Genomic DNA, 13,256 nt, shown 5'->3' with positions numbered 1-13,256 from the left:
TCCACCTGACATTTCGGGACAAAATAGTGCTACTGATTGCCAATGCCCAGAAAGTATACTTTTTGGTATATCTATAGTTACGATTTAAGAGCCAAAAAGCGCAAAGAAAACGGCAGCCTCCACTGAAGAGACTGCCGCAACTATGACCGGTTATTTTGGTTCCTGGTAACGCCGGATGCATAGAATCGTCCGTTCAATCAGTTCCTGGTAGAGATCTTCATCGAAAACTCCATAAACCAGTGCCTCTTTGATAATCAGAGGCTTATACATCTGAATAATGACAAGCTCCGCTTCTCGATCTCCATTTTGCGCCTGCTCTAATAGCGTAGCAAAATCCATTACCTGCCTCCCATCCACCCCTTGATTTTGCGGATTGCATAGTAGTAAATATCATTCACCCGTCCAAGTGGTTTACCGGTGCAATCACTTATTTCTTTAAATGGCCGCTCCTCAAATACTCTTAGATAAATAACTTCGCGTTCTTCTTCACTGAGTCTCCGGATAGAACGGATTAACCTATCATCCTCTAAACTATCCCAAACAGCATTCCAGCCAGCATCTTGCATGTTTTCCCTGCAAAAGCTATCCACCTGTTCTTCAAAAAGGATACTTGGTTCGTTACCCGCTAATTCCTCTAAGTAGCTTTCGTTAATCACCCGCCTTTCCTTTTTATACAAATATTTTTTCCGAAACAGTTCCAGGGAACGGACCAAATAGGCTGCGAAAGTATTTTCGACTTTGCTTCTTGTATATGCATCGCTCATTTGTACCCTCCAGAATCTTTTATTATCCTGAAATAATGCACAGGGCGGTGAGCGGCACCGACAAAATTTAACTGATTCATATAAATAAAAAAACAAGAGACCGAATCCAACATAGCCCGATTCAGCCTCTTTGTACAAGACCGCTAATTTTGATTTCAAAGGCATACAGCCCTAAGCGAATGCTATTTGTGGTAGATAAACTATACGCATGTTTTTTACATTCCATATTTTCATCACCTCACATCTTCACAATACTGGAAAGCCTTGGTGGGGTTGCAGCACTGAAGACTACACCTTGAAACCCAAAAAACCTCCTGTCTCTGAATCAGGATGGCAACATCTTCGCATACCTACTTTTCAAAGAATTTTTCAAAATCAGGAGTCATCTTTAATACTGATATTTATTTCTCTCAAACCCTTTTTTACACCTTCCATTGATTTCAACAACGCCCTCATCTCTTTTGTGTTGCAGTCTTCTATCAGATACCAAAATCTCTGGCGCAACATGCGGCGTTCTGAAACCGGAGCAAGCTTCAATAGCTGCTCTCCTTTCGGTGCATCCAAGCTTTTCATAATGCGTAAGTATGTCTCCATACCTGCTATACGAATGTGGGCTTCTATCTTGCTTAAATGTGATACCGATATATCTGCCAACTCCGCAAGTTCCTCCTGGGTCAGTCCACGTTCAAGTCTAAGCCGCTTAATCATATCTGCAATCCACCAATATTCTTCCTTCATATGTATCTCCTTATTTGCCATCATAAGTATTTTAACTTTTAAAATTACTTTTGATAATTGACTATGCAGGAATATTTCTCCAATAAAATCAGACGTAACTATTCCCCATATATGAAGATTTTACCCCGAAACCATTTATTAGGTAATTGGAAATAATGGTATATTTTACCATATAATTAAGTGATAAACTTATCCTTTGGAATCTGTATCTCTAACAATTCCCCAAAGACTTATGCTCAATTCGCGCTTTTCTGACTTTCCTCTCATTTGTCTCCTAAAGATTTCTTTTATTTATTAAATATTTATAAACTATCATGTACAATATGCTCTTCTATACCCTGATATTTTTAAAATAACGAAAAAGATCAAGGGTTCCAGTTCCTCACTGTATACCAATACTCTAGTTCATCCCCTTCTATAAAGTTGTTAGGACTTTCTATTCAACTTGTTAACTATAAATCTATACCACTAATCTTTTTCTTCATCAAATGTAGAAACACCAGTATGATTATTCCAAACCAAAGGATTTGCTGCACAATACTTCCTGCCCCTATGCTTGCCTCTGCAGTCAATGCAAAATATCCCGGTACACACATACGGACAACGGAAATCCTCGCTATCATTGACATTGCCGCATAAAGTGCGATTCCTGCGATTGTAGCTGCCACTGCACCGTATTTTATTGACACATACATTGTAACAATAACCGAAATGATTATATAAATGCAGCCAGACAGGCAGGTGATTAATAGATTTATGTTATCCCTGTCTAGTATCACCCATTCCGGTGTGACATACGCCGTCTGTCGTACCAGACAAGCATAGCTGATGATCGATATCATAATATTCGTCGCAAAATAAAACAAAACCAAAATCACCGATGCAAAAGTTTTTGCCATAACCAGTCTCTTACGGTCAGCCACCCTGGTAATTTCCAACAGTATCTGCCCATCTGATTTTTCACCGCCAAGTATACTGGAACCGATATACATAAAAAAGATAAGGGGCAAACCTATCAAAAACAAAAGCTGCCAAATGGCACCAATATACTGGATAAGATCAAAGGTTCCATTGAAGGAAACCCAGCTCCAATTTAATAAAATGCCCAATCCATACAGCAATGAAATCCCATTAAAAATAAGGACTATCAAGAAGCACCTCCTTTTGTGCATTTTATATAATTCTACCTGAATTAATTCTCTCATGCCCTTTCCCCCTTGAATAATACATCTAAAGTCATCTTCTGCAGTTCAATATCTCTTATTCGGACTTTCTTTTCTACGAGATATTCCATTACAGAATTAAATAGTTGCTCATCAAACCAAAAGCTTAACGTCTGATTATCCATACTGCACTCTATGTCTGGCAGGATATTATTTATCTCTTTCGGAATTTGATTCTTTGTATAAATCACTACCTTTTTTCGGTCATCATTTTTATAATTCGTAAGCTGTCTGTCCGAAATAAATAAATATCTCTCACAGATGTCTTCTATCTCTGAAAGCTGGTGCGAAGAGATAAGAACCGCCATCTTCCGTTCCCTGCTTACCTTGAGAATAAACTCACGGATTGTTTGAATTCCAACCGGATCCAAACCAACAAATGGCTCGTCTAATATAAGGAGCTTTGTATCTCCCAGCAAAGCCAAAGCAAGACCCAGGCGCTGTTTCATCCCGAAAGAATACTGCTTCACCTTTTTCTTGTCATTTTTCAAATCTACAAGATTCAGGATGTCTTCAATCACCTTTTTTTCTTCCTCTTTCCTATATCGTTCACCTTTGTACCATTCCTGTATTTTAATATTTTCATAGGCATTCAAATTCTCGAACAGCTTGCAGTCCAACAGATATCCAATCTCATCCATCATAGCTTTATCTGTATGGTACCCTGTTTTCCCTTTAAAAGAGATTTCTCCAGAGTCTATCTTTATAAGCCCTAAAATGCATTTCATCAATGTTGTTTTTCCCATTCCGTTTCTACCTACCAGCCCGACAATCTCTCCTGGCCTGATTTGGAAAGACACATTTTCTAATACGGTATGGTCACCAAACCTTTTATTAATATTTTTTACCTCTAATAAATAATTCATTTTCTACTCCTGTCCCGCAGCATATAATTTATAAAAGTAACCCTTTTCCTCTATTAACTCATCCCATGATCCGCTTTCAATAATCATTCCCTGGTTCATGCATAGAATGCAGTCTACCTTTTTCAAAAATTCCGCTTCCATTTTATGAGTAACAAATATAATTGTCTTCTCCTCCATAGCAAACAGATTTCCTACTATTGTTTTAGCTGTTTCCCGATCCAACGCCGAGGTTATTTCATCTAACAAAAGAACAGGGGAATTCCTAAGAATTGATCTTGCAACCGATAATCTTTGTTTCTCACCTCCTGACAAGCTGCTTCCCCCCTCTGAACAGTCCGATTGTATCCGCTCCTTTAGCTTTTCTTTTAACACCGTAGCTGATATCGCATGATCAAATGCTTCCGGTGAATAATCCTGATACAGCCGTATATTATTTTCGATTGTGTCATTAAAAATAAAGGTATCCTGGTGAACCAAAGATACCAGCTTTGACACCATTTCCTCACACTCCGTATAATTCAGGCCGTTTATATATATATCGCCAGAAAGTGGTTCCAGTACATTTGCGATTATTTTCAGCAGTGTCGTTTTTCCACATCCGCTCGGTCCTATCACAACATACTTCTTTTTAGGCTCCAGACTCAGTGATATTTTATTTAAAGAAAAGGCTCCGTCATCTGTATCATAGGATATACTTCTGCACTCAATACCAGAAAATACTGGTTCTGAAATATCAGGTTCCTGATTATTTTCCTGCACCACCCTTTCTGTCATATGCTCTAGCTTCTGTCTGACTGCCAGGCTTCCACTCATCTCGACTAATGCAGATGCCACCTCCCCAATCGGCTGCATAATGATATTCATTACTTGTGTGATTGCAATTAACTCACCTACAGAGATAACATTCTTAATTACCAAAAAACCGCCAACGGAGAAACTTATGGCAATAATAAGATAATTTCCAGTAACCATTGTCTGGTTATACAATCCCAGCTTTTTCCTCAACTGAAATAGTTTACTTTCCAGTTTGTTTAAGGCTGCGAAGTAATTCTTCTGCACATGTTTTTCTATGTTGTAGGCATGTATAACGTCCATCCCTTCACAATAGTCTTTTAACTGCCCAATAAACTCTCCTTTATCATGGGCATACTCTTCGCTGATGGGATCAATATTTTTACCCAGCAATAATGGAACGAACAAAATAACCACAGAACAGACGAGTAGTAAAATACCCATTGGAATATTCAGAACAAAGAGATAAGTGACTGCCACTGCCAGCACGATTACATTTCTAATCAACACGAATATGTTATTAAAATAATATTCTTCTACAAAATTAATATCATTCTCAAAAACACTGAGTTTTGATCCAATAGAAGTCTTTTTAAAATCTTTATATCTTTGGCTCAATATTGCTTGAAACAAATCTTTTTTCATGTCCAAATGCAGTTTCCGTGATATCTTTGCCTCCAACAAAACAGAAAAATACCCAAAGATGAAGTTTGCCGCCAATAACCCTACCAGTAACATAATCATCCTTTGTAAGAGGCCGGCTTGCCCTGTGGTCATAGAATCAACCAGATTCTGTACGATATAAATAAGCATGACACTTAATAAACTGCAAAGCAATGCAAGCAAAACAGAGCCTAGTAAAGAGTATTTTTGTTTCCATATATATTTTTTCATCGTAAGGTTCTCCCAAAAGCAGGGTGCCCATGACATTAACCATGGACACCCACACCCTTTTTACTTATGCACTCCATTTCTTTCCGTTGTATCCGATGCTTCCACATACAACAACGCCTACGGATGCACATCCAGCTTTGTTCACTTTTTTTGAAAAGAATAACATATGTACTACCTCCCTATATAGTCAAGTCTTTTTTCCTTGAAAATCAAGGATTTTTTAATGTTTCATCAATAAATATCTCAGAAGAAAGAACCATTGGAATGGACATTTCTCTGTATCTGGTACGAAAGTAGTGGATTTTGGGTGCACAAAATAAAACGTCTTCTCTTTTCGTTCTACATGGCCTTGTGTGTACCCATCCATCTACGGCAGCGAACCTCCCATGTCTACCAGGATCATCAGACCATTGCTGAGTCCTAACTTCTCTCGTCCCGCCTGTCCATAACCAGGGTGTCAGCTCAGCTCCTTTACAGGGTCATGCCCTCTGGTGAATATTCCTGCCGACTACTGGCTCCATTCTTTGTTTTTTTATTACTGACTTTTTCCTGCAACAGCACCTCTCGGTGGACGTTTTCCTGTTACATTCCATTTACTTGTTTCTTCCAGCTATCATGGCTGGCCTCAGCCTTCCATTCTTTCCTTTCAAAGGCTCAGACCGGCCATGATTCACTGTTTCTTTCTCTTTATGCTGCTGGCTGCATTTTAGGTCTTACAATGTCACTTAACATCTTCTGACCGTCATACTCTATGCCTTTTGTTAGTATTGTATAAAATATCCGGATCAGTTTACATGCCACCGCTATCACCGACTGCATCTTCTTCAGGGGATTCTTTTCCCTCGTCCTGTAATAACAATGGATCTCTTTAAATTCTTTATTTTTCCCAATCACCGATATCGCAGCTTCATACAGCGCATATCTCAAACGCTTTCTTCCCCTGTGGCTGATACGACTTTCTCCATTATGCTTTCCGGAGCTGTCTGCGACAATAGCATATCCTGCCAGTTTCTGCACCTGCTTTGGATTATCAAAACGTCCAATGTCTCCAACCTCTGCAATAAAGCAGCTTACCGTTTTTATTCCAATCCCATTGATCTCCATCAGCTTATCTATATAGGCAATCTCAGAAAGTGTTTCCTCTATCTCTTCCATAAGTTCATCCATACGATTCTTATATATTTCGTAGTCATTCAACAGGTTTCGGATCTCTTTCCTGGCACTTCTTGGTGCTTCCGTATTTCCGATGCTGTGCTCCGCTGCGGTTACCAGGGTCGTTGCCCTCTTTATCCCAGCGCCTTTCAGCCTTGCATCTCTCCATATCTTATTAACACCATCCACGCCAAGCTCTTTGATATCGCAGGGCAATGGTGCCTGTTTGATTACCATCAGTCCGCTTACTGCATCCGGATTCCTGTAAACGTCTTTGATCTCTGGAAAATAGATGCTGAACCAGCGGGCGATCCTGTTTTTGATTCTTGTAATCTCTTCCTGTGTCTGAATACGAAGGTTGGACAAATTTCTAATTTCTGCATAAATCCCGGTTGGAATATATGGATATGAAAATCTTCCTTCATTTACCAGACCTGCAATTGTTTTTGGATCTTTACGGTCATTCTTACTCGGATTATTGTCATCCAGTTCTTTAGACTTCTTGACATGATGCGGATTCACATGTACCGGCTTCATTCCCTGTTCCTGCAGGTACGCTCCAAGGTTCAGCCAGTAGTGACCGGTTGGTTCCATTCCCGGAATCACAGCTTCCATCCCATGTTTCTCTGCTATATCGTCCATCCAGTCTTTGAATGAGGAAAATCCAGCTTCATCGTTGCTGAAGGCAAACGGTTTCTTTGAGTACTCATAATTGCGCCAGCCGAAAGCTCTTGCATAATGGGTTTCACTTCCCACATCAATACCAACGATTAAAGTCTTTTCCGTAATAGATGCAATTTTTGCGTTCTGTGTGTTATAATTCATTTCAAGTACCTCACTGTTTAATAAGATTTTTTACTAACCGTCCAAAGTCAGTAATCTTATTTTACTCTGAGGTATTTTTTTCTCAACCTTCTTTCTCGGAATTCCTTATATTTGAATTATACAAGAAGCTCCTCTTTTTCGTATTTGAATTTTTTAGCATATGCAAGGATGAATCCAGAAACCTATGTTTTATCTTGTATTCCTTTTTATTTGTTCATAAATCTTTGTGTTTGCGCTGAGTCCTGTTCCAAAATTCCAGTTGAAATACAGATAAATAACTTCTCCGTCCGTTAACAGCAGTTTTATCGGTTTTGCAGATTTTGAGAAAAACAGGCGCGCTTGTGTCGCAAACATCTTTGCCGAGAGGACTTCATCATCTCCCAGGGTGACTTCGCGTATCATCTCCCAGTTTACCGTTCTCCAGTCCCCCAGCATAATCCCATCCGCCAAAATGTGGAATTCTCCCTGATGGGCAAGCAAATATTTCAAATGGAAGTGCTGCATTCCTCTCCTGGAACAGCTCAGTATTTCAGACTTTGTTCCTGCATAAAATTTATCCATACAACTACCTCCTGACCTTCTCCAGCATTGCAGAAAATGTCTCCTTATAGAACTCTTTATACATACTGCAGAATGGATCTGGTGACTGGATACTGCCATCTACAAGGTATGCCCTGGCCCTGCATCCGCCACCGCAAAGGAATTTGAACTCACATACCCTGCACTCCGCAATATCATTTACGTCATTCTCCCAACATTGCTTCTGGCTCTTATTTACTTTCAATATCGCTGTTATTCCTTTTTCAGTAAGGTTTCCTATTTTGAATTTATCTTCCATCAGCATATGACAGGGATAAACGCTGCCATCTGTTCCAACAGAGATTATATTGCATCCGGTTCCACAGTGTTTTTTTCCTTCCAACGTATTGTCTATTGGCACATCATCTATATTATAGTTTGAGAAATGCTCCGAAATATATTTCAAGTCTTTATTTGAGAGTGTATAGCCTTCGTACATTTTCTCCCGTCTGGTTGTAAAGATACTGAAACTGATTTCTGTCTCCAGCTGCTTCGATAGCTCTATATAATCCAACATCCGCCCTGCATTTTTATGATGCAGAGTTGGAAGTATGGATACCTTTAACCCTGATTCCTGCATCTGTTTAATATGATCTACAATCTTATCAAAAATCCCTTCGTCTCTTAAATATGCATGGCATTCCGGAGCGTATGTATCCAAGGAAACTGCCATTGTATCTAAGTATGGGGCAAGGCCAGTATAAATCTCCCTGCCGCCAACAGTTCCATTTGTAATTAAGGTGATTCTCTCTATCCCACAGCTTTCTTTTGCATGTTTCACTAAATCAACAATATCCTTCCGGAATAATGGTTCCCCTCCGGATATGACAAGATTTTCTACACCAGCTGACCGCAGTTCATCCAAAACCCTCATCATCTCTTCAGTAGAAAGGTCATCCCCTTTGTTTCTTGCTTCATTATCTGAATAACATCCCAGACAATGCAAATTACACTTATTGGTGACATGTATATATGCCGTCATTATAGTTGCTCTGTTCTTATCAAAGGGACTATCTGAAATAAATTCATTTTCCATCAGAAACTGATATAGCGCCTGATCCGTCGGCACCGACGCCGATACTTCTGATAATCGCTGGTACTGTTCTAAACCATCTTCATCTACTCCGACCACTGCCCCATTTTCTGTATTGATAATCATGTGGATTCCCATGACATCGCATACAACATTATTCTCATTTAGAAACATTTACTTTTCTCCTCTCCCGTAAAACATTAAACAGAATGCTGAAGCCCATGCTTAATACAAAAATCATTATGAAAACGAAAACATAAGAGGAAACTCCACTGCTGATGCTGATATCGGATACGGATAAGTTTGATGATTCCGTCATCTTTTTTGAATTTTCTATAATGTTTTCAATATAGTTCTGATTCTGACCCGCCACTACATACGCAAGAACAGCTATCACCACTCCTGAGATACCTGCTATGAGTCCCTGCTGCTTCACTTCCCGGAAATGAGTTTCGGCAATCAAACTTGCTATTATCAAGGAAATAAACACACATGGGAGCAGAACCACCATCCCTAAAAAGTTCAAAATGTTCATCGTCTGCAGATGGTTTATAACGTATATCACATCTACCGCCAACAAAACGCCCGAAATAATTAATGCAATCCTACTAACCTTCTTCATTTCGATCCTCCTACAAAATCAACACTATCAAATTATAAATGGTGTGTAATACTATTGTATATGCAATAGTATTTGTCTTCACCGCAATGCAGCCAAGCACGATGCCCATCGGAAACCGTATCAGCAGGTTTGCTATCAAATCCTCGTTTATATGTAAAATAAAAGAGAACATAATTGCATTTACAACAACCGCAATCCAGGTTTTATACCTTGTATTTAAAAGACCCAGGATAAGCTTCCTATAAGTAAATTCCTCTCCCAGACTGACTGCCGTGTAATGTAATATAATGACTGCCATCATGGGAATGGATTCAAATTCCTTCCTGCAGATTATGCCATATAAAACTGCAAATCCAACCAAGAACAGAATTGCTTTCCACCTTTGCTTCATCTCTTTTGGAGACTTATTACGCTCTGGCATCAGTGTTTTCTGGCACAACTTGGGAAACAGGTAGAGCGAAATAACCGTTGGCATCGTCAAACCCACAAGCATGCTTCCTTCCATTATCCTAATAGGGAAGAATCCAAAGCATATCATCAGGAAGAGAAGCATAAATGCGGAAATCACTGAAATAGCAATTGCAATCAGCAGTGAATATTTTCTTTTCCAAGATTCATTCATCTGTTTTGTGTTCCTCTCTTAAGATGTTTGTAGTATATCTTAAAAACTGCTGCTGTGCCTGAAGTTGTAGTATTTGGTAAAAAACAATGTAGTATTTGATAAAAAAATAGCTCCCGATGAAATTTCGGAAGCCTAAAATCAACTATTTTCAATTGGAATTACAATCAGTGCGGTATACTGCCCTCCCTCATAGCCAAAATCATAATACCCTTTGAGACGGTCAACACGCTCCTTGATACTGCTGATGCCTATGCCATATCTTTCCTTACCCTTTTCTGATCTGATCAGTATATGGGTAAAATCCGTCAGGATCTGGTTCGAGGTATTCTGAAGATTAAATATCAGCTTACCATTATTATACTGTATCACAATATCAATTTTTCTTTCCTTATCCTTCCCGATCCGGAGCACAGCCTCGATTGCATTGTCCAACAGATTTCCTAAAATGGCGCTGACATCCAGTATATTGTTATCCTTAACCTTCAGATCACTGGGAATTTGAAGGTTAAGATTGTATGTGATGCCATGTTCCTTGATTTTTTGTATTTTAACATTTAATATTGAATCTACCGCCACACATCCAGTAAATTCATCGTGGCAAAGAGCCTTTGTCTCCAGCAATGCACTTAACTGTTCTTTGGCTGCCTGGACGTCGTTCTTTACTATACAGGAATCAATGGTAATCAGGATATTTTTCAAATCATGCCTCATCCTTGCAAGTTCCTGCTGATTCGTAATCCGCTCCTGATAATAATGATTTTGTTCCTCAATTACAGAAAACCTGTGTATTTCATAGTTTTTCTTGGCAATCCTGTCATATATGACAATATAACTCAGATTGATGAAAATAAGGCATACACAGCTCATGATCTTTGGCAGGTAAGGCATATCTGCCGAAACGTAGATAATAATAAGTGACGCCAGTGGTATAATGGACAAAAGCAGGTATTCTTTTTCTGTCAAGCCCTCGCTGTTTTCTTCCCGGAAATACATCAGGATCTTTATAATTACAATGACAAAGAGGCAGAACAGGATGTTGATCAGGAAATAAACTGCCATCCATTTTAAATACTCTGTCTGTATATCCATCCCACCCTCGCCATTGAGAGTCGAAAATGTAAGCTCGCACAGAGTCAGGCTAAATGTAAAAGACAAAACATGGTAAACCTTCTTCTCAATCGAACCAAATAAAGCCGCTGCGGTCAGTATAAAGAGGAAAATAAGCAGCATTACAATCCGAACCAATATCTCCCCGGGTAAAAATTTGATTGCAAGCATATAGAAAACGGTGAGCGCAAGAAAAAGCCTTTTTCCCAGCCGGAAACCGAAAAATCCTGTGAAATATATATAAGCAGTAGCACTCTGTAATATTGTTATTAAAATAACCAGAAAATAAAATAAACTAATTTCAATTATGGACATATGCCAGCCTTCCTTTTCACATAGAGGCTATATGCCTCCTTCACTGCTTTCTTCCTCCCACGGCTGATTGGAACCATCTCTCCGCTAGTCAAATGAACCTCTTCACTTGAAATGATATGGACAAAGTTTAAGTTTATTATCGTCCCCTGGTTTACTTTAACGAAAACAAAAGGATTCAGCTGTTTCTCAATATCCTTTAACTTTGCGTAAAATAAATCCTCTGGCTGTTCCTCCCTGGTAATTACCCGGAGCATGCGTCCATTCTCCGAAATGATAGAAATGATTTCTTCACAGTTTATTTGAACCTGCTCATTATTGCGCTTGAAGAACAGGCTGGCATGATTATTCAAAATCTCATCCACAGCGGCCGAAAATACCTGTTCAATCCTTTCATAATCAACTGGTTTTAGCAGGTACCGAAATGGGGATACCTCAAAGCTGTCCATGGTGTACTTATCATAACTGGTCACATATATAATCAGCATACTGCGGTCCCTGTCTCTGAGTTTCCTGGCCGTTTCTATTCCATTCATCCCATCCATCTCCATGTCAAGAAACAAGATCTGCGGTCTTGCTTTTTCGGTCTCTATCACCCGCAGCATCTCTTCGCCAGACTGATACACGTCTATGTCCACTGTGAGATTGATATACTTTTCCGAAATTTTCATCAGATATCTCTCCAGGGTACCGCAATGGCTTAATTCGTCATCGCAAATCGCTACCTTCATCACACTGCAGTCCTCAATCTTTTGATTTTTCTGATATTATACACCGGTCATCCAGCATAAGCAATTCCATACATATCAGCTTATATCCTCAAAATAAATCCCGGTATCTGTGTGGCTCACTTATTTTTTCCTGAATTTCGGAGTATACTCTTCTCGAATTACTTCTTTCAGGCTTCCCATAGTATGTAATATAATATTCATTTCTTTTGTATTGCAGTCTTTGACCAGACGCCAAAATTTCTGCTGCAGCAAACGTCTTTCAGATTTCGTTTCCAGTAAAGCCAGTTGTTTTTCCTTAGGGGCATCCAATGTCTCCATAAGTTTTAAATACGTCCGAATGCCCGCCGTCCGAAAATGTGACTCAATTTGGGCAAGATGCGAAACGGATATTCCTGCCATCTCTGCCAGCTGTTCCTGGGTAAGCCCCCGCTCTTTCCGGAGTTCCTTTATCATATCTGCTAACTGCCATAATTTCTCCTGCATTCTGCCATCTCCCTTGTCATAGTTTAAACACGGAGAACATTATACACAGCTGGTTTCCCATTTATTTCACCTTCATCTCCCATTCATCTCCCAATTTTTTCTCCGCCCAGCAGCCATTTTTCACCAGAAAACTTCTATTCAATATCCTCAATTCCGAGTCCATATCCAACTGCAATTTTCGTTCTAATTATATCATACCCCATTTTTTTTCTGATTTTCCAAATGGTATTTTCCACCGTTTGATATGGAATATTGGAGCTGTCCTCTCCCCACACCGCTGTATAAATGATACGCTTCGGAAAAATAAACTTTGGTCGCTGTGCCAGTAAATACAGCACTTCAAACTCTTTTGAGGTAAGTGCAACAGATGCTCCCTTATATATGACGCTATAACTCATGGGATCAATCTTCAACTCTCCAATTGTCAGTTCAGGCTCATATTCCGGAAAAATTTTTTTACGCATCATAGCACCTCCTTTGTTATCAGCCATCTGCTTTCCTGGTATCCGCTCG

General features: G+C 39.4%; 15 protein-coding genes. All 15 read right to left on the bottom strand.

What is annotated here, in order from left to right; translation table 11 throughout:
* Positions 1–150: 150 nt before the first annotated feature.
* The 15 genes from BLCOC_RS03330 to BLCOC_RS03260 all read right to left on the bottom strand — a co-directional run bounded on the left by BLCOC_RS03330 (position 151) and on the right by BLCOC_RS03260 (position 13,210).
* On the bottom strand, positions 151–339 hold the full coding sequence (locus BLCOC_RS03330; RefSeq protein ID WP_115624390.1) for a helix-turn-helix domain-containing protein: 189 nt from the start codon (positions 337–339) through the stop codon (positions 151–153).
* Entirely contained in the window at positions 339–764 is a 426-nt protein-coding gene (locus tag BLCOC_RS03325; protein ID WP_165907348.1) for a sigma-70 family RNA polymerase sigma factor, read from the bottom strand. The genes BLCOC_RS03330 and BLCOC_RS03325 overlap by 1 nt, the downstream gene beginning before the upstream one ends.
* Before the next feature lie 375 nt (positions 765–1,139).
* On the bottom strand, positions 1,140–1,502 hold the full coding sequence (locus BLCOC_RS03320) for a helix-turn-helix domain-containing protein (protein WP_165907347.1): 363 nt from the start codon (positions 1,500–1,502) through the stop codon (positions 1,140–1,142).
* 452 nt (positions 1,503–1,954) lie between these two features.
* A complete protein-coding gene (locus tag BLCOC_RS03315) occupies positions 1,955–2,707 on the bottom strand; it encodes a hypothetical protein (RefSeq protein ID WP_115624387.1) in 753 nt (250 codons plus the stop codon).
* Complete coding sequence (locus BLCOC_RS03310) at positions 2,704–3,591, bottom strand: ABC transporter ATP-binding protein (RefSeq protein ID WP_115624386.1); 888 nt, start codon at positions 3,589–3,591, stop codon at positions 2,704–2,706. The genes BLCOC_RS03315 and BLCOC_RS03310 overlap by 4 nt, the downstream gene beginning before the upstream one ends.
* A gap of 3 nt (positions 3,592–3,594) precedes the next feature.
* Positions 3,595–5,277 carry an ABC transporter ATP-binding protein gene (locus BLCOC_RS03305; protein WP_165907346.1) on the bottom strand — a complete coding sequence of 561 codons (1,683 nt, stop codon included), beginning with the start codon at positions 5,275–5,277 and terminating at the stop codon, positions 3,595–3,597.
* A 687-nt stretch (positions 5,278–5,964) separates the two neighbouring features.
* Positions 5,965–7,254: an IS110 family RNA-guided transposase gene (locus BLCOC_RS03300; RefSeq protein WP_115623341.1), complete on the bottom strand. Its 1,290-nt coding sequence runs from the start codon at positions 7,252–7,254 to the stop codon at positions 5,965–5,967.
* Between the two features lie 189 nt (positions 7,255–7,443).
* Positions 7,444–7,815 carry a hypothetical protein gene (locus BLCOC_RS03295; protein WP_115624384.1) on the bottom strand — a complete coding sequence of 124 codons (372 nt, stop codon included), beginning with the start codon at positions 7,813–7,815 and terminating at the stop codon, positions 7,444–7,446.
* A gap of 4 nt (positions 7,816–7,819) precedes the next feature.
* Positions 7,820–9,040 carry a radical SAM/SPASM domain-containing protein gene (locus BLCOC_RS03290; protein WP_115624383.1) on the bottom strand — a complete coding sequence of 407 codons (1,221 nt, stop codon included), beginning with the start codon at positions 9,038–9,040 and terminating at the stop codon, positions 7,820–7,822.
* Positions 9,027–9,488, bottom strand: coding sequence for a hypothetical protein (locus BLCOC_RS03285; protein WP_115624382.1), 462 nt, complete (start codon positions 9,486–9,488; stop codon positions 9,027–9,029). The genes BLCOC_RS03290 and BLCOC_RS03285 overlap by 14 nt, the downstream gene beginning before the upstream one ends.
* 10 nt (positions 9,489–9,498) lie before the next feature.
* The gene (locus BLCOC_RS03280; RefSeq protein WP_115624381.1) at positions 9,499–10,110 is read right to left on the bottom strand and encodes a CPBP family intramembrane glutamic endopeptidase; all 612 of its coding nucleotides are present in this window, start codon (positions 10,108–10,110) and stop codon (positions 9,499–9,501) included.
* 138 nt (positions 10,111–10,248) lie between these two features.
* Positions 10,249–11,199, bottom strand: a complete 951-nt coding sequence (locus tag BLCOC_RS03275) for a sensor histidine kinase (protein ID WP_257414771.1) — start codon at positions 11,197–11,199, stop codon at positions 10,249–10,251.
* A gap of 323 nt (positions 11,200–11,522) precedes the next feature.
* The gene (locus BLCOC_RS03270; RefSeq protein ID WP_115624379.1) at positions 11,523–12,260 is read right to left on the bottom strand and encodes a LytR/AlgR family response regulator transcription factor; all 738 of its coding nucleotides are present in this window, start codon (positions 12,258–12,260) and stop codon (positions 11,523–11,525) included.
* A 120-nt stretch (positions 12,261–12,380) separates the two neighbouring features.
* Positions 12,381–12,743, bottom strand: coding sequence for a helix-turn-helix domain-containing protein (locus tag BLCOC_RS03265; protein ID WP_115624378.1), 363 nt, complete (start codon positions 12,741–12,743; stop codon positions 12,381–12,383).
* Between the two features lie 134 nt (positions 12,744–12,877).
* Entirely contained in the window at positions 12,878–13,210 is a 333-nt protein-coding gene (locus tag BLCOC_RS03260; RefSeq protein WP_165907305.1) for a winged helix-turn-helix domain-containing protein, read from the bottom strand.
* Positions 13,211–13,256 lie beyond the last annotated feature (46 nt).

The organism is Blautia coccoides (genome assembly GCF_034355335.1).
GTDB classification, from domain to species: Bacteria; Bacillota; Clostridia; order Lachnospirales; family Lachnospiraceae; genus Blautia; species Blautia producta.
Note: the sequence above shows the minus strand (reverse complement) of the source record. Positions and strands in the feature narration are given on the sequence as shown.